Origin of the sequence: Propionivibrio sp. (assembly GCF_049316945.1) — a bacterium.
Taxonomy (GTDB): domain Bacteria; phylum Pseudomonadota; class Gammaproteobacteria; order Burkholderiales; family Rhodocyclaceae; genus Propionivibrio.
On sequence record NZ_JBMOJE010000057.1, the window covers coordinates 1 to 16,730 of the forward strand.

Genomic DNA, 16,730 nt, shown 5'->3' on the forward strand with positions numbered 1-16,730 from the left:
TGCACCAGTTGCGAGCCCATCAGCAGGTTGCGGATGTGGCGCGCATTGGTCGGGATGGTATAGCCGAGCGCATCCTCTACCGCCCGCACCGAGGTAAGACTATGCACCACGGTACATACGCCGCAGATTCGTTGAGTGAATGCCCAAGCCTCGCGGGGGTCGCGATTCTTGAGGATGATTTCGATGCCGCGCATCATGGTGCCGCTGCTTATTGCGCTGGTTACTACGCCGGACTTGTTAGTCTCGGCTTCTATGCGCAGATGGCCTTCAATACGTGTAACTGGATCAATGACGATAGTACTCATGCTCTGAACTCCTTAACGTGAAAGTCGCGGTAGCGACTCTCGAACCTCCCCTCGCCCTCTGGGAGAGGGGTCGGGGGTGAGGGAAACGGGCAGGGCTCTCATAATTCGGGTCGCCTTCCAAAGCCATGCCCGTTAATCTGACTTTGTATGGGTGCCGGGGCTGGGCTAGATGACTGGCAGCGAAGGTAAAGTGGGTGGAGCACAGGTTCCGACGCCATGCTGGAATCCTGAAACGAAACCGTAGAGTCCGCCTGGCTTGTCCCAGAAGTTGGGTTCGGAACAACCGATACAGCCGTGTCCAGCCTGGGTTGGGGAACTGGTGCCCTGATTCCACTTGGTGGTGGCGCAGGCGTTGAAGGTATCCGGTCCCTTGCAGCCGAGCATCAGCAAGCAATGACCCTGGCGGGCTCCGTCGTCATCGAACGAAGCAGCAAACTTCCCGGCTTTGTAATGGTCAAGGCGCGGGCAACAGTCATGCACCGTCTTGCCGAAGAAGACCAGCGGCCTACCATGCTTGTCGAGTGGCGGTGCCGCCTGATTTACCAGGTAATAGGCAATGGTGCCGGTGATGACTTCGGGGATCGGTGGGCATCCGGAAATGTTGATCAGCGGTTTTCTGCCGATCAGTCCTTTATCCATCAGTTCGCCAACACCCATGGCCTTCGATGGGTTGGGAAAGGCGGCAGGGATGCCACCGTAGGTTGCGCAGGCACCGAGGGCGAGTACCAGGCCGGCGCCTGCGATGGCCTCGCGCAGGATGCTCAAGCCAGAATGGCCGTTGACGGCTAGCCACCATTCGTTTTCCGCGGTAGGCAGCGAGCCGTCCACGATCAGGATGTAGCTGCCAAAATTGGCCGTCATCGCCGCTATCCGGGCGTCCTCGGCCTGGGCGCCGGCCGCTACCTGCAGCGTTTCGTGGTAGTCGAGCGAGATGAAATTGAGAATCAGGTTTTCCACCGTCAGCCGGTCGGACAATGGACTGCCAGAACGTATCAGCGATTCGGAACAGCCGGTGCAGTGCTGGAACGACATCCAGATTACCGAGGGGCGGCGCGCAGCCCCCAACGCCTGGGCGAAGGCGTTGACACCGCTTCCTGCGATGCCCAGCGAGGAAGCGGTTACAGTACAGAATTTGAGGAAGCTGCGACGGGATACGCCTTGTTCTTGCAACGACTCTAAAACGGTGGATACCTTGTTCATGATGGTTGCCTCTCTGAGGTGTGGAGGAGTTTTGGAGTTCAGTTGGCGCCAGGCAGTGCGTTGGCGTTCAACACTTTCAGACAGTGGGCGACCGCCTGACGGTCGCCCACGAGAATCTCTGGAATATCGGCAATCTCGATCAATTCGCCGACGATTTCATCTTCACTGTTGTAATGACGAATCAACCAGACACAGGGAATGGCGGTTTCCTGAATTTCACTGCGGCCAACCGAATCCACCACGGCTGAAACTTCTCCGCGCCCAAGCAGGCGAGCCAGAGTGGCACGCTCTTCGGGCATCGACTTCATGAACCGCAGATCGATCGAGTGGGTTTCACCCAGTTCAAGCAGGCGTCCAGCGCCGGTTTTGACCTCTGAAAAAATGGCCTTGGCAGCAGCATCCGGTTGTGCATCGATCGATAAAGCCGGAGTGACAGCACGCATCCAGATGATGGGGTGGCTCTGGCGAATCGTGTCGGAACCGCTATGGAATCCGGATGTGCCCGTTAGAGTTTCAACTTCGGCGCCCGAAAACAGGGGCGCCGAAAATGTGTTTCCTTCAGGACCATAACGGGTCAAGTTGGCTTCATCACATCCACTGTTCATGGCAGTCTCCTAAACTGGGCGTAAATTTATTTGCATTGGGCAGGACGGATAATCACGGCATGTCCAATCGATTGCACCTGTCGTCTACACCCAACACTTTTTTCGAAACGCGCAATGCCTTAGGATGACGGTCATGAAACGCTATCCACGTTCTTTCCTGCAGCTGGTGACCTTTGGCCACGTCCTGGTGGTCATTCCTTTTTTATTCGTCACCGGCTACGTCCTCATCACGCTGGATGCCCTTTCCGGCCACTACCATGCCGCGATTGAGGATGTTTCCAATAGTTCCAGGCTGACTAGCGAACTCACGGAAGACCTGGTCCACATGGAGCGAAGCCTGCGTCGTTATGAGGTGCTGAAGAATGCGGACTCGCTTACCGACTACGCTCAAGTCAGGGCGGAGTGGCAAGGTAATGCCGAATCACTCTCACGACTGCCCGCCATGTCCGAAGGCGTGGTCAGCGAACTTCAGCTACAAATCCAACAGGAAAACCAGGCTTATGAGGCGTTGCTCGATACGAGGAATACCTCTGTCCTGCGTTCGGTCATTGAAGATGTCAAGTTGCGCTCGCACAAGGTGCATGATGACGTGCACGAAATCATCAGCCAGGAACAGGCGAAGTTCGAGATGGAATCGGATGCTCTGCGGCTTCGCTTGTTGATGGCGGTAGGGGTTGCCGTCCTGTTTGCTTTCTGTTGCATCGTGCTGAGTCGGCAGTTGCTCTCGCGGCTGATCGGGCGCTTCGAGAAGGCTGTCCTGGGACTGGGCAAAGGGAATTTGCAGCAAGCCATCGCCCTTGATGGTCCGGGCGACTTGCGTTGGCTGGGGCGCTGGCTGGAATGGCTGCGGCGTCGCCTGCTTTCTTTGGAAGAAACCCGTACAAAGGTGCTGCGCCATGTTTCCCACGAGCTGAAAACTCCCTTGGCGGCAATGCGCGAGGGTACCAACCTGTTGGCTGAAGAGGTGCCCGGACCACTCACCGTCGAGCAGGTCCGGATTGTGCAGATTCTGCAGAGCAATTCCAGGCGCCTGGAAGACTTGATCGAAGGACTGCTACGCTTGCAACAAGCGGGGCATGCTGCCGAACGCATCGGTTTCGAACCGTTACGTTTCGATCAGTTGATTGAGCAGGTACTGGAAACTTATCGCCTTATTGCCGCTGAGCGGCAGATTGAATTTCATGCAGTCCTGCCGGAGGTCAAAATTGTGGCCGGGCGAGAAGGGTTGCAGACCATTGTCCATAATCTTCTTTCAAACGCCGTTAAATTTTCGCCCGATGGAGGGCGCATTTCCATTGATCTTTCGACCAAAGGAGCGCAAGCCTTTCTGAATGTGAGCGATGAAGGGCCGGGGATTGATACCCAGGATGCCGGGCAGATTTTCGAGCCGTTTTACCGCAGTTCGGCATCACGACTGGTTGCTGGTGTCGGCCTTGGTCTGGCGATCGCCCGGGAGTTTGTTCTGGCTCATCGTGGCCAGTTGATTTTTATTGAATCACCGCAGGGCGGTGCCCATTTTCGAGTGGTTCTGCCACTCGAAGCTCCTTTTGTGAGGGTGCAGCAATATGCTTGATAAACCTGATTATGTTGAAATTTGAACCTATCCAGTGGCCATGGTCGATGGTGTCCGGTCTGTTTGCGACGGTGGTGTTGACGGCTTGCAGTTCAGCGCCACCGACGCCGGTCGAATGTCACGAGGCGCCAGCGGCAACAACGCGTGCGACGGCCGATATCCTGCGGATAATTGAGCTGGAACGTCAGCAGTCTCAGCGACAGCGTCAATGCCTGGAAGAAAAACGGCGCCTTGAGCTCGAACTGAAGGAAAGCCAAAAACGCGGCGATGATCTGCAACAGAAACTCGATGCCGTACTGGCCATCGATCGCGAACTGCGTCGCGGAAGCAAAGGGCGCTGAATGACTGGTGCTCGCCTGCTGGTTGTTGATGATGACCTTGATCTATTGCATCTGATCAGCGTGCGGCTGATTGCCGCCGGTTATGAGGTAATCCAGGCCGAATCGGGCGAACAGGCCCTGCTCAGTTTTCGGGAACATCGTCCGCAGTTGGTAATTACCGATTTGCGCATGGGGAAAATGGATGGACTGGCGCTGTTTGCGCATTTGCAAACCGAGGCGCCGACCATTCCGGTCATTATCCTGACGGCTCATGGCTCCATCCCCGATGCGGTTTCAGCAAGCCAGCGAGGTGTTTTCAGTTTTCTGACCAAGCCCTTTGACGGGCATGAGTTATTGCGCCGGGTCAGTGACGCCGTGCGAATTTCCCCCGTGCTTGACGCAACGCATGAATCTGCGAAGTGGCGACGGCATGTACATACCGTTAGCGTGCGTATGGAGGATGTGTTGCGCCAGGCTTTGCGGATCAGCGAAGAAGATCGCAGCGCGCTGATCATCGGACCGAACGGGGCGGGAAAATCAATCCTGGTCGAAGCGATTCATCAAGCGGGGAAGCGTTCATCCGCGCCTTTCGTTACCTTGGCCTGTACCGACTACTCAGCCTCCGATCTTGAGGACGCCTTGCAAGTGGGGACGGACGATAGCGTGTTTAGACAGGTGAAAAAGGGTGTATTGCATATTCGCGATGTCGGTACGCTCTCACCCCTTGCACAATCCCGCCTGTTTTCAGTCCTGTTCGCTCAAATGCAGGCAAATAACCCGCTCAATCGTCTTGCAGCCATGGCGCGCGGTGTCGGTGGGCTGGATGTGCAAGTCATTGCCTCAAGCCTCCGACCCCTGGATACAGCGGTTGCCGAGGGCAGGTTTCGTAGTGATCTGTTCTATTTGCTGGGCGAGGCGACATTGCAGATTCCGCCGCTATGTGAAAGGTCCGAGGATATTCCGATTCTGGCCGCCCATTTTCTCTCCAGAATCTCCCCGGACAAGCGCATCACACTGACACCGGATGCGCTATTTTCCCTGCAGAAAGCACGTTGGCCTGGAAATGTCAGGCAGCTTGATAACGTGCTTAAGCAAATCGTTTCGCTGGCACTCACACTCTCCATTCCGGAGGCCTTGGTCAGCCGGGTCATCCGTGAGCACGACGAAGAGAGCCTCCCCGCCTTCGATGATGCGCGGAGAGAGTTCGAGCGAGACTATCTGGTGCGGCTGTTGCAAACCACCGTTGGCAACGTGGCGCACGCCGCTCGTATCGCCCAGCGCAACCGGACCGAGTTTTACAAGCTACTGGCCAGGCATGGGCTGGACCCGGTAAATTTCAAGCAGAAATTCAATTGATCCTAAAAGCCTCAGTCTATCCACGAAAATCACGAAAGACACGAACAAAATCAACAGCTTGATGTGATTTCTCTTTTCTCCCTTTGGGTGGTGATCTTCAGCTTACTATCACCTTGATTCTTTTCGTGCTTTTGGTGCTTTTCGTGGACGAATTGCTTTTTCTAGGTTGATGACAGCGTCGGAGGACGCTTCGTAAAGCGCGTCAATAGGCGATCCTGGAGATGCATGCCATGGAAGCCGCATAAACCTAAAAAGGGCAGTTGACCACAGCGAACACGGCGAACACAACGGAAAAACAAGAGCTTGCAATGTTTTCATGATTCACCCTTTGGGTAAGCCATGAAATCCTGAAAACCTGAGGCTTTTCGCCGTGCCCGCCGTGTTCGCCGTGGTTAAACTGAGGTTTTAAGGATAAACAATGGCTCTCAAGGCAGCCATCCTCAAGATGGCCGTCCTGCTTGCCTTGCAGGCCGGTTCGTTTCTATTCCTTACAGGTGCCAGCGGTGGAAACGGCTCACCCATTCAAGCAGCTTTTGCGGCGCGTGCGCTTTCTTCCAGTTTCCCGCCACGTATTTGTTGGCTTCGGCCAGCGTCGGGTAGATGTGGATGGTGCCGAGGATCTTGTTCAGGCCGATGCCGTGACGCATGGCCAGCACGTATTCGGCGATCAGGTCGCCGGCGTGTTCGCCGACCAGGGTGACGCCGAGAATCCTGTCCTTGCCGGGAACGGTGAGTACCTTGACGAAGCCATGCGCCTCACTGTCGGCAATCGCCCGGTCGAGGTCGTCGATGGCGTAGCGCGTTACTTCATAGGGAATCTTGCGTTCCTTGGCTTCGAGTTCGTTGAGACCGACGCGCGCCACTTCGGGTTCGATGAAGGTGGCCCACGGGATCACCGAGTAATCGACGCGGAATTTCCTGAACGGGTCGAATAGCGCATTGACCGCCGCGTACCAGGCCTGATGGGCCGCTGTGTGGGTGAACTGGAAGGGGCCGGCGACATCGCCCGCAGCATAAATGTTGGGGTATTTCGTCTGCAGGAACTCGTTGGTTTCGATGGTGCGATTGGCGGTGATGCCCAGTTCGTCGAGGCCGTAGCCCTTGAGATTGGCGGCGCGGCCGACGGCAACCAGCACGGCATCGAAGGCGATGCGCACCTCCTGGCCAGCGTTTTCGGCGATCAGGATTTTCTCGCCGCCTTCGCTGACAAACTGTTTCGCCGTGTGCTCGACCAGCACCACGATGCCCTCGGCGCTAAAACGCTGCATCACCAGTTCCGAAACCTCCGGGTCTTCACGCATCAGCAGGCGCGGCGCCATTTCCACCTGCGTGACCTTGGCGCCGAAGCGGGCAAAGGCTTGCGTCAACTCCGAGCCAATCGGGCCGCCGCCGAGAACGACCAGCCGCTGCGGTAATTCGCGCAGTTCCCAGACGTTGTCGGAGGTGAGATAGCCGACTTCCTCGATGCCCGGAATCGGCGGCACGAACGGGCGTGCGCCGGTGGCGATGACGATGCTGCGTGCCGATAGCCGTTCGTTCTTGCCGTTGTTGCGGACAACGTCCACTTCCCACGGCGAGACCAGCTTTGCCGTTCCTTCAATCACCTCGACGCCGAGGCCGCTATAGCGCTCAACGGAATCATGCGGTTCGACCGTCTTGATGATTCGCTGCACACGCTCCATGACCTCGGCGAAGTCGAATTCTGCCTTGGCTTCGCGGATGCCGAACTCCCGCGAGCGCTGCATGTGCGAGAGCAGTTTTGCCGAGCGGATCAGCGCCTTCGACGGCACGCAGCCAGTGTTCAGGCAGTCGCCGCCGAGCTTGTGTTTTTCGATCAGCGTGACCTTGGCCTTCACAGCAGCGGCGATATAGGCGGTGACCAGCCCGGCCGAGCCGCCGCCAATGACGATCAGGTTGCGCTCAAAGCGGGCCGGTTTCTGCCAGCCAGCATAGACTTTCTTCGCCGCAACGGCGCCGACGATTTTCTTTGAAATCAATGGAAAAAAACCAAGCAGCACGAAGGAGCCGAGCAGGGCGGGGGAGAGGATTCCCGACAAGGAATCGATCTTCGCCAGTTGCGTGCCGGCATTCACATAAACCAGCGTGCCGGCCAGCATGCCGAACTGGCTGACCCAGTAGAAGGTTCGCGTCTTGAGCGGTGTCAGCCCCATCAGCAGGTTGATGACGAAGAAGGGGAAGACGGGAACCAGGCGCAGCGTAAAGAGATAAAAACCGCCTTCCTTCTCGATCCCGGCATTGATCGCGCGCAGCCGGTCGCCAAAATGTTGCTGCACCCAGTCGCGCAGCAGAAAGCGCGAAGCCAGGAAGGCGAGGGTGGCGCCAACCGACGAGGCGAAAGAAACCAGCAGCAGCCCCCAGAGCAGGCCGAACACCGCGCCGCCGACCAGTGTCATCACCGCGGCTCCGGGAAGCGACAGACCGGTGACGGCCACATAGACGACGAAGTAGAGCAGTGCCGCCGTCATCGGTTGTGCGGCTCGCCAGCCCTCGATCGCCGCTTGCTGGCTCTTGAAATAGTCAAGGCTGAGGAAGCGCCCGAGGTCGAGGGCGAGATAAGCGACCAGCACCCCGGTCAGGGCCAAAATCAATAGCAATCGTCGGCTATTCATAACGGTGTCCAGTATTTTCCATGCGCGTGAAGCTATCTGTTCGGCTTGCGATGACGGTCATTTCACCACACACTGGCTAAACCTTACCGCGTTATTGAATTTGTCTGACTGAAGAATAGCGTTAAACCTTAAAACCTCAGTTGGATGAGATGCCAATGTCGCAGGCCCTCATCCCCAGCCCTTCTCCCGCGGGGAGAAGGGTGTAAACTCCCTCTCCCCGCGGGAGAGGGTTGGGGTGAGGGCTAAACACGCGTCAAACCTGGCTTTGCGGTCGATTAGTCGCTGTCAACTGCGGTTTTTAGGTTAAACCTAAGCCTGAACAGATTTCGGAGTTTAGTCGAGGTGCTCGGTAACTTCCTGACAAATTTCTTCAAACTCAGTCGCAGTCAATCTGAAGTAGGACATCGCGGCTTCGCCGCCTTTGCTCAATTCTTTGGAATAGCCCAGGCCGGAATGCAGATTAACCACATGCTCAGCCAGTTGTCCGAGGGCAATCAGGTTGCGACTGGTTGGCGAGATGCTGGTATTGGCCTCGGACAGCGTCTCGTATTCATGGTGAAATCTGATCGCCGTGGTCAGCGATTCGGGCAGATTCCAGCTCTTGGTGAGCAGATAGCCGATGGTCGCGTGATCGGTGCCGTGGGCTTCGTCTTCAATATGGGTAAAGCTGCGGTTTTCGGTATCGTTGCCGAGGCCGAGCATCTGTTTGTAGGTCGGAAACTTTTGCATCAGCAGCGGGATGCCGCAGTTCTGGAAGAGGCCGAAGCTGTAGGCTTCATCGCCGCTGACCCCGGGCAACTGCTTGGCCAGATACGAGGCACTTAGCGCAATCTTGGTTGAAGTATCCCAGAAGCGCACCATGCCGAGCTTATCCTTGGTGACAAAGGTGTTGCGCAAGACGAGTCCGGTAACCGTTTGCGACAAGGTGCTCAGCCCGAGCATGTTAAGCGCTTGCTTGACCGTGCCAACCTTGGTTCGCAAGCCGTAGAAAGGCGAGTTGACAGTCTTTAGCAGTGTTGCGGAAAGCCCGACATCCTTGATGATCAACTGCTCGATTTTATTGAAATTCGGATCGGTGCTTCTGATCTCGGCCGCCAGTCCGACCAGGATAGTCGGGCAAGGCGGGATATTGATGCTTGAGACAATGCGCCCAAGCTCCTGTTCGCTTAGTTCTTTGCCTACCATGCTGTGTAGTCCATATTTTATGTTCATGTACTAATAATTAGTCACTGCGAATGTTGCGAATATTTTTATCAGCACGTTTTCGCATGACTAACTACTGGGTTAAAAAAGCTCAATATTCAGTGTCGCCTCATTCTCCTTACTGATTTTGTATTTTGCGGCCTTGCTCAGTCCGTCGATGATACCGGCAAAGTTCCGGTCGAGTTCGCTGCTGCTCTCGAACAAGGTCAGGACGTTGCCGACCGCGTTGCGCACGGTGTCGCTGATGGTGAATTCCTGGTGGTTGGATAGTGCAAGATGAACATACATGGCCTCGATGGTGTTCGCCATGGACTCGAATTCCATGCGGGTTGCCATTTGCAGCGCACGATAATTCCCGCGCAGTTCATTGATGGACTGAAGACTGGTGTTCGCCAACTTGCGCAACTCCTCGGCATGCAACACCGCGTCGGTGCGCAAATTAATGTTGCCGACCGCAAGTTCGGCCGCCTCGGCAATCATTGCCGCCTGATCGCGGATGCGCCCACATAAATCAGGCTCTGCAGTGGGCATATTGGTTACCAGCAGCGAGACGCTCTCATAATTGACGATGAGTCGGTTCTGGAAGCTGAAAATGCGGTCAATCGTCCGCGATAACTCGATCACCGATTCCTCCAGAGGCGAGGCCGGGCCTTGCGGTGTCAACGTTAGTGATTCACCGGGTGTGCGCAACTGCACGTGACAGTTGATACCGAAGGCTCCCATGGACGCAATGGTCAGCGCGGCCAACGCGCGTAGTGTTCGGCAACCAAGCGCGCCACGGCTGAATTTAAGTGTAATCCCGGAATCATCGAGCCCGGTGAGTGCGCTTCTGGCGCATTCGAAGGCAGACTGGTTCTCCATTTCCAGCGCCTGCTGCCGACGCTTGTGCAGAATAGCCAGTCGAGCCTTGCGCAAGACCTCATCGGGAGCAAAAGGCTTTTCCATGAAATCGCTGCCGCCCGCGTCGTAAGCGCGCAGGCGATCATCAAGTTTGTCGTGAGAAGAAAGAAAAATAACTGGCAGGTTGCGCGTTGCCTCGGTTGCCCGCAGTCGATGGCAGGTTTCATAGCCGTCAATGCCCATTCCCATTTCGATATCGAGAAAGACGAGATCGGGCAGTAGCTCACCGTTCAGTTCTGTGGAATCGGCTAATTGCGCTGCAAGCTGAGCCAATTGTGCCAGGGCATCCTCTCCAGAATTCGCGCTGACGATTTCGTATCCGGCGGCGGCTAGCGAGACGCCAAGCATTCCCGCCACCATAGGGTCGTCATCGACGATCAGGATTCGGCTACCAGCGGCGTCGCTTGCTGCAGATTCAACGACGATTGCTTTTTTCATCATGCTTTTCCTGGCTTGGCTTTTTGTACGATTGTGCTGGGGCTGTCGAGCAGAGCGGTCAGGATTTCCTGTGCTTGCGTCCATGCCTTCTCCAGCGCTGTGAAGTCCTCGTTGCGTCGCGCCGAGTCATTTGTTCCCTGCCTCGACTCGGCCAGTGTCGCATTCAGATGCGCGGCAGCCGCTTGCAGATCGTCCATGCCGATGGTGCCGGCCCCGCCTTTGAGTGAATGAGTGAGTCGAAGCGCCGTGGTCACATCCTGGCGCGCCAAGGCAGCGCCGATTTCATCCACGCAGCCGGCGTTGTGCTCTCGGAACATCTGCAGAAAGCGATCAAGCAAATTGCGGTCACCGTTTACACGGGCCAGCGCGGAGGGAAGGTCGAAGCCGGAATACGTGACTGGGGACGACGACGCCTGCGGTTCGGTACTGGCGGGTGATTTTTCAGGAGCTGCCATGCGTTGGAATTCGTTCCTTGCCGCGTGTTGCCGATCGCCGCCGGAGAGCCAGAGGGCCAGCATGGCGTAGAAGGCGTCGGGCAGGATGGGCTTGGTGAGGATGTCGTTCATGCCGGCGGCCAGTACGCGAGCCTTCTCCTCGCTTATCGCGTGGGCGGTCAGGGCGATGATCGGCAGCTCGGGCCAGCGTTCGCGGATGATTCGGGCGGCCGTGTAGCCATCCATAACCGGCATCTGGACATCCATCAGCAGCAGATCGTAGCGGCCGTTGGCGACGGCTGCAACGGCTTGGGCACCATCCTCGGCGGTATCAACCGTAGCGCCGGTTATCTCGACCAGTTCACGGCTAATCTGGCGGTTGAAGTCGTCGTCCTCTACGACCAGGATGCGCTTGCCGGTAAGGTTTGGCATCGAATTCCGCTTGGTGTCAGCGTCAAGCAAGGGCACTTCAACGCTAGCGATCAGGGCATTGGCCATGGCCTCGTGCAGGCTGGCGTTGGAAACCGGTTTCGGCAGGTAGGCCTGAATATCGACACCGAGTGCGTCGGCGCTGCTGCGGGCCAGTTCCGACTCGTCACCGGTAATCAGCAGGATGGGCGTGCTGTTTCCGGTCGTGCGAAGGCGCTTGGCCGTGTTCAAGCCATCCAGGCCGGGCATATGCCAATCCGTCAGGATGAGATCAAAGTGCGCCCCTGACTGGTGACGGAGCAGAGCATCCGCCCCGGAATCCACCGTTTCCACCTGACAACCGAAGGTCTTCAGGTTGCGGCTCAATAAAGTACGCATGGCGACGTTGTCTTCGATCACCAGTACCTTCTTGCCGACCAGAGATGAATGCACAGGCGCCGGCGCCGGCGCCGCCTCGCCGAGCGCTGCATCAGCGGCGAAGCAGGCGGTAAATCTGAAGCAGGAGCCTGTTCCCTCTTTACTTTCGACCTCGATCTGGCCACCCATGCATTCGACCAATCGTTTGCTCAGTGCCAGGCCGAGGCCGGTACCGCCGAAATTGCGCGTGGTCGAACTGTCGGCCTGGATGAAGGGGCTGAATAGCACGGCCTGCACTTCCGGCGTCATGCCAGGGCCGGTGTCGCGTACGGCAAAGCGCAATACCACCGCATCGGCGGATATTGTCAGCGGCTCTACGGTCAAATGGATCTCGCCGTGCCCGGTGAATTTGACAGCATTGCTGACCAGATTGATGAGCACCTGGCTCAGCCGCAAGGGATCGCCCAGCAGATTGTCCGGCACGCCAGGCAAGGTGCCGAAGACAAGTTCCACGCCATTCTTTTTCGCCTGGAGCTTGAACAGATTGGCGACTTGATGCAGCACGGCGCTCAGGGTAAAGGGAATCGACTCGATCTCCAGCTTGCCGGCTTCGACCTTGGAGAAGTCGAGGATGTCGTTAACCACGCCAAGCAGGGATTCTGCGGCGCTTTGGATCTTCTCCAGATAGTCGCGCTCGCGCGCGGGAAGATTCAGGTTCAAGCAGAGATGGGCGAAGCCCAGCAAGGCGTTGATCGGGGTGCGTATCTCGTGGCTCATGTTGGCCAGGAATTGGCTTTTGGCTAGCGTTGCGGCCTCAGCAGTTTCCTGTGCCATTTTCAGCTTTGTAATATCAACGCGAAAGCAGACGCTATATCCATCCAGTGTCTTGCGGTCGACACTACGAATCCAGCGCCCATCGGCGAGCTTTTGAATCAGTGTGGCATCGCCCGCCCGGTGACTGGCCAGGCGCTCTGCAACCCATTGATCAACGCCAAGGATGGCTGCTTCTACATACTGACCACGTTCTGCTTCGTTGCGCAGGATCTGCTCAAAGGTGACACCGGGGATCAGCAGGTCGGCCGAGGTGATGTAAATTTCGCGGTACCTGTCGTTGCAGTAAGCCAGTCGATCATGCTCGTCATAGATGACAAAGCCTTCGTCGATTGTGGAAATGGCACTCTCCATCATGCGTGCGCCCCTGCCAAGCGCATCCTGATCCAATCGGCGATGCTTGAGCAGAATGACCACGAGGAGAAACACCAGCAGGTCGATAAGTCCGCCACCAAGGGCTACCGCCGTGGGCAGGCTGCTCGCCAGAGCACGTTCAAATGCTGGCCGGCTATGCAGTTCCACACGCCAGATTCGGCCTGGCAAGCTGATGTTTGCGAATTCGCTATAGCGTGGCGGCACGTCGTCGATAATTTTGTGTGAGTCGAAGAGTATGGTTTCCGGGGTAGCCACCGCGCCATCGAAAATTCGCAAATCAAGGTATTCGTTGGTGTTGCCGAGAACCCCCTGCATCAGGTCGACCATGCGAAACGTGCAATACACGAATCCGCGCAAGGCACTACGGCGTTGGGCGATTGTTGCAAGGGGCACGCCATTTTTGTACACCGGCATGTAGATGATAAATCCAGCCTGTGGATTGGTCTCGGCTTCGAAAATCAGTTGCAGGCGACCAGAAACCGTTGGTTCGCCGGTGTCGCGCGCGTTCTCCATCGCGGCTCGCCGGGTCGCTTCCGAAAACATGTCATAACCCAAGGCCTGCAAGTTCAATCCGGAAAACGGTTCAACGTAAATAACGGCGCTGTATTGTTCGCGCTCACCGCCTGGCTTGATCGCGTAAGCGGGGAATCCCTCGGCGCGGATTTCCGCCAAATGTGCCTCTTTTTCAGCCGAGGCAAGCATTTGCCCGTAGCCAATTGCCTGAATGCCCGGCCAATAGCTTTCGACCTGCAATCCTGATACATAGGAGTGCCATTGCTGGCGGCTTACATTCCCGGTGCTATTGAACAGGGCCGCACTGCCACGCAGGACGCTGATATAGCCTTTCATCCGACGATCGATGGCTGTCTGGGCAGTAATCAAATGGTTGTTAAAGCGCAATTCAGCGTTCGAGTTGGCATCACGCCAGGTAAAGTACCAGGTGTCCAGCGTACCGGCGATGAAGATGCCCAATACGAGCCAAGCCAAGGCTGTGATATCCACGAGACGGATGGCGGGATGAATGCATCTTCGAGGCGGTAGGGGATTGATCACGGGGGGGGGGGGATGTTGGTTTTCTGCCTGCCGGATTCGCTGTAATCAGCTTATAAGATGTGAGGTTAGCGGGCGATTATAATTTGGGATACGCAAACCCGGTGATTTTATTTTGCTTGACGCGATGAAAATCGCTTTCAATATTCACGGTTTCCGCTTTTTGCACTGGAGGGTGGTCGGTGGAAGTGGCGAGACGTGCAAATTTTTATACATACTATCTCTGTAAGCGCCGTGAAATGGCGTTCTACAGCCACTATGGTCAGCAAGCCAATGAATGCGGCACTCTTCAGTAGTATGTTCTGTAGATCGTTCATCCACGCCATATACAGCCATACATGACCGATATCGATCGAATCATATACGCCACTGACTTATCCGTTCGTAATGTCCATTCGCTCAGTCACCCGCGCTGCAGACCACACTCCCTGGTTACCCTTGGCGGAATTCACTGCAGGAGGTCGATGGTGAATTGCAGTTGCAGGGTTTGCAAATTTTGCGCACGCAGTCTTCCGGGAGAACCGGCGCGCACCATTTTATCGATCGGCACACGTGCGCAAATGAGATTTGCGCACCCTGCAAGGCCGGGATATAGCCTTACGACTCAAGCAGAATAGCCGTCTGGCAGCCTACCCGCACATTGCCCCATTGGATGCCGGCAACGCGGATCGGCATGGCGATGTCACACATCAGCTCGCCGGTATCGCGAAGATACGTTTGCAGGAGTAGCGGGGCCGTGTTTCTGGCGGCACGCAGTTCGGTCGGGGCTTCGAACTTGCGATGCGTGCGGTTGCCGGCCAGATCCTTTTGTGGATCGCCGGTCAGTGGCAGGGAGAACCTGGCATTGTGTGCGGTCAGGTAGCCGTTGATGTCTACGCCCACCGCATAAACGCCGCCCTTGAGACTGGCCAGCGCGTTATCCAGGAGTCCCTGGCAGTCGCGGATAAAGTCCTTGTCGTAAGCCACCGTGAATTTCTGCGGGTTGGTCTGCGGAGTTATCGGCAGGTAGTTGCGATCCATGACGTTTACCCCGCGCTTGCGCATTTCCTCCAGCTTGTTTTGCAGATCATCGCGGAAATTACGCACTACATCGACGTTGAAGTCGAAGGCGCCACGACCGATCTTGAAGCGGGATACCAGTTCCTGAACCGATTCGGTGGCCTTTGACAATCCTTCAGCGGATTGTTCGGAGTGCGCCATGTTTTGCGCTACCTCGGCCGACAGGGTATGCACCAGATGCATGTTTTCATGCACCTGGGCATTGCTCGCAGTCAATTGCTCCATGGCCGTGGCAATCTGGATCAATTGCTCGCTGGTACCTTCAAAATCTCCCACCATCTGACGGAAATGACTGGATGAACGCTCGACCACATCGCGCGTCTTGCAGATATCGACGTTGATTACCTCGTTCTCGCTTTGTGTTTCGTGCACCAGCGAAATCATGCCCGTAACACTCTCGGTTATTTCCAGCGCAGCGATATTGACGCGCTCAGCCAGCTTGCGCACTTCATCGGCGACCACGGCAAAGCCACGTCCCGCTTCCCCAGCCCGCGCCGCCTCGATGGCGGCGTTCAAGGCCAGCAGATTGGTCTGGTTGGCGACATCCCGAATCAGGGTGGCCATGGTATGAATGCTGTCAGAACGCTGGCTGAGGTGGGCAACGGTGTCGTTGAAACGCGCCAGTTTCGCGCTGACGGACTGCACCTTGATCTCGACATCAAGCATTTCATTCAAGGAATCCTTGGCGCTCTCCAGGTTCACTTCGGTCGAATGGGATATACGTTCGGTCGACGAAGACACCTCGTTGATCGCTTGCGTCGCCTCATTGCTGGCGGTGAATACCGCCTCGGTCAATGCGCCCTGACGCGTTGCCCGGGTCGAGGTTTCGCCAACGCTCTTGCGCATGAGCACGGCTTCGCGCGCAATGCTGACGCTCATCTTGCGCACCTCGCCAATGATCTGCCGCATTTTGTCGGCGAAACGATTGTAGCTCAGCGCCAGATCGCGAAACTCGTCGTAAGTGGTGATTGGCAGGTCACGTGAAAAGTCGCCTTCGCCGGTGGCAATCTCGTCAAAGATTCTCGTCATGTTCTTCACCGGCCTGACGATCAGGTGACGCAGGTAAACGATCTGCGTGACATTCAAGGCCAGGGCGAAAACGGTTAGCGCGATCATCAACATCAGGCCTTGATTGAAGGCCTCCGTGGTAACACGCATCACCTCATCATTGACACCGGAACGGCTCAGGGTTTCGAGGATCGAGCCTTTCTCGTAGATGTATACACACAGATAGACGAGATCGATGACGAACAGCAGGAGAAAACTCATCAATTTTTTGGTCAGCGTGTTCCAGAAAGTCCTTTCAGACCACGCGTAGAATTTCCAGAAGCTGTTCATTTTTTCACCCTCGTGTTGTTGAGCGCTCTGCGAACAAGCGCCGTTTCGTTGATCCCGATGGCTTACAGGCTGGCCACCAATTCCTCGTTGCTTTGCCGGGCTGCCGGCGCTTGTCGCAGCAGGCCCAGCCCAGCCTGGATACGCTGCCGCTGGTCTCCGCGTACGCCGCTGTTTTTGTAAACAACAGTTTGTACGATGTTGGCTTCAAGTCAAAAAAACGCTTGGGACAGAGTTGAAAACAATGATTTGTAATGTTCAAACGGTGCAACGGGTTAATTTACCCTGCTTGATTTTTTTCATCATGATCCCGGGTTTCTAACGAGACTT

General features: G+C 56.3%; 11 protein-coding genes. 3 read left to right on the forward strand and 8 right to left on the reverse strand.

The window, feature by feature from the left end:
• From ACOYNV_RS13880 to ACOYNV_RS13890, 3 genes are all read right to left on the reverse strand, one after another.
• Window positions 1-305: nickel-dependent hydrogenase large subunit (locus ACOYNV_RS13880; RefSeq protein ID WP_422900381.1), on the reverse strand; the 305-nt coding region annotated here is incomplete at its 3' end.
• 165 nt (window positions 306-470) lie between these two features.
• Complete coding sequence (locus ACOYNV_RS13885) at window positions 471-1,505, reverse strand: hydrogenase small subunit (RefSeq protein ID WP_422900382.1); 1,035 nt, start codon at window positions 1,503-1,505, stop codon at window positions 471-473.
• Window positions 1,506-1,543: 38 nt separating this feature from the next.
• The gene (locus ACOYNV_RS13890; RefSeq protein WP_422900383.1) at window positions 1,544-2,110 is read right to left on the reverse strand and encodes a hydrogenase expression/formation C-terminal domain-containing protein; all 567 of its coding nucleotides are present in this window, start codon (window positions 2,108-2,110) and stop codon (window positions 1,544-1,546) included.
• Between the two features lie 133 nt (window positions 2,111-2,243).
• Here ACOYNV_RS13890 and ACOYNV_RS13895 point away from each other — a divergent pair, with 133 nt between their 5' ends.
• The 3 genes from ACOYNV_RS13895 to ACOYNV_RS13905 are packed head-to-tail and all read left to right on the forward strand — an operon-like array spanning window position 2,244 to window position 5,359.
• Window positions 2,244-3,683 carry a sensor histidine kinase gene (locus ACOYNV_RS13895; protein ID WP_422900384.1) on the forward strand — a complete coding sequence of 480 codons (1,440 nt, stop codon included), beginning with the start codon at window positions 2,244-2,246 and terminating at the stop codon, window positions 3,681-3,683.
• A gap of 11 nt (window positions 3,684-3,694) precedes the next feature.
• Entirely contained in the window at window positions 3,695-4,024 is a 330-nt protein-coding gene (locus tag ACOYNV_RS13900; RefSeq protein ID WP_422900385.1) for a hypothetical protein, read from the forward strand.
• A complete protein-coding gene (locus tag ACOYNV_RS13905; protein WP_422900386.1) occupies window positions 4,025-5,359 on the forward strand; it encodes a response regulator in 1,335 nt (444 codons plus the stop codon). It begins immediately after the preceding gene.
• A gap of 488 nt (window positions 5,360-5,847) precedes the next feature.
• On the opposite strand, the gene ACOYNV_RS13910 is transcribed toward ACOYNV_RS13905, so the two are convergent.
• The 5 genes from ACOYNV_RS13910 to ACOYNV_RS13930 all read right to left on the reverse strand — a co-directional run bounded on the left by ACOYNV_RS13910 (window position 5,848) and on the right by ACOYNV_RS13930 (window position 16,403).
• Window positions 5,848-7,989 (reverse strand): FAD-dependent oxidoreductase, encoded by a 2,142-nt coding sequence (locus ACOYNV_RS13910; RefSeq protein ID WP_422900387.1) that lies wholly within the window; start codon window positions 7,987-7,989, stop codon window positions 5,848-5,850.
• 333 nt (window positions 7,990-8,322) lie between these two features.
• Window positions 8,323-9,174 (reverse strand): HDOD domain-containing protein, encoded by an 852-nt coding sequence (locus ACOYNV_RS13915; protein WP_422900388.1) that lies wholly within the window; start codon window positions 9,172-9,174, stop codon window positions 8,323-8,325.
• A gap of 99 nt (window positions 9,175-9,273) precedes the next feature.
• Window positions 9,274-10,533, reverse strand: a complete 1,260-nt coding sequence (locus ACOYNV_RS13920; RefSeq protein ID WP_422900389.1) for a response regulator — start codon at window positions 10,531-10,533, stop codon at window positions 9,274-9,276.
• On the reverse strand, window positions 10,530-13,943 hold the full coding sequence (locus ACOYNV_RS13925) for a CHASE domain-containing protein (protein ID WP_422900390.1): 3,414 nt from the start codon (window positions 13,941-13,943) through the stop codon (window positions 10,530-10,532). The genes ACOYNV_RS13920 and ACOYNV_RS13925 overlap by 4 nt, the downstream gene beginning before the upstream one ends.
• A 660-nt stretch (window positions 13,944-14,603) precedes the next feature.
• Window positions 14,604-16,403 carry a methyl-accepting chemotaxis protein gene (locus ACOYNV_RS13930; protein ID WP_422900391.1) on the reverse strand — a complete coding sequence of 600 codons (1,800 nt, stop codon included), beginning with the start codon at window positions 16,401-16,403 and terminating at the stop codon, window positions 14,604-14,606.
• Between the last annotated feature and the right edge of the window lie 327 nt (window positions 16,404-16,730).

Bases quoted from the DNA above. Each gene is read 5' to 3' on its own strand.
- ACOYNV_RS13885 (WP_422900382.1), bottom strand. From the start codon at position 1,505: ATGAACAAGGTATCCACCGTTTTAGAGTCGTTGCAAGAACAAGGCGTA.
- ACOYNV_RS13890 (WP_422900383.1), bottom strand. From the start codon at position 2,110: ATGAACAGTGGATGTGATGAAGCCAACTTGACCCGTTATGGTCCTGAA.
- ACOYNV_RS13895 (WP_422900384.1), top strand. From the start codon at position 2,244: ATGAAACGCTATCCACGTTCTTTCCTGCAGCTGGTGACCTTTGGCCAC.
- ACOYNV_RS13900 (WP_422900385.1), top strand. From the start codon at position 3,695: ATGTTGAAATTTGAACCTATCCAGTGGCCATGGTCGATGGTGTCCGGT.
- ACOYNV_RS13905 (WP_422900386.1), top strand. From the start codon at position 4,025: ATGACTGGTGCTCGCCTGCTGGTTGTTGATGATGACCTTGATCTATTG.
- ACOYNV_RS13910 (WP_422900387.1), bottom strand. From the start codon at position 7,989: ATGAATAGCCGACGATTGCTATTGATTTTGGCCCTGACCGGGGTGCTG.
- ACOYNV_RS13915 (WP_422900388.1), bottom strand. From the start codon at position 9,174: ATGGTAGGCAAAGAACTAAGCGAACAGGAGCTTGGGCGCATTGTCTCA.
- ACOYNV_RS13920 (WP_422900389.1), bottom strand. From the start codon at position 10,533: ATGATGAAAAAAGCAATCGTCGTTGAATCTGCAGCAAGCGACGCCGCT.
- ACOYNV_RS13930 (WP_422900391.1), bottom strand. From the start codon at position 16,403: ATGAACAGCTTCTGGAAATTCTACGCGTGGTCTGAAAGGACTTTCTGG.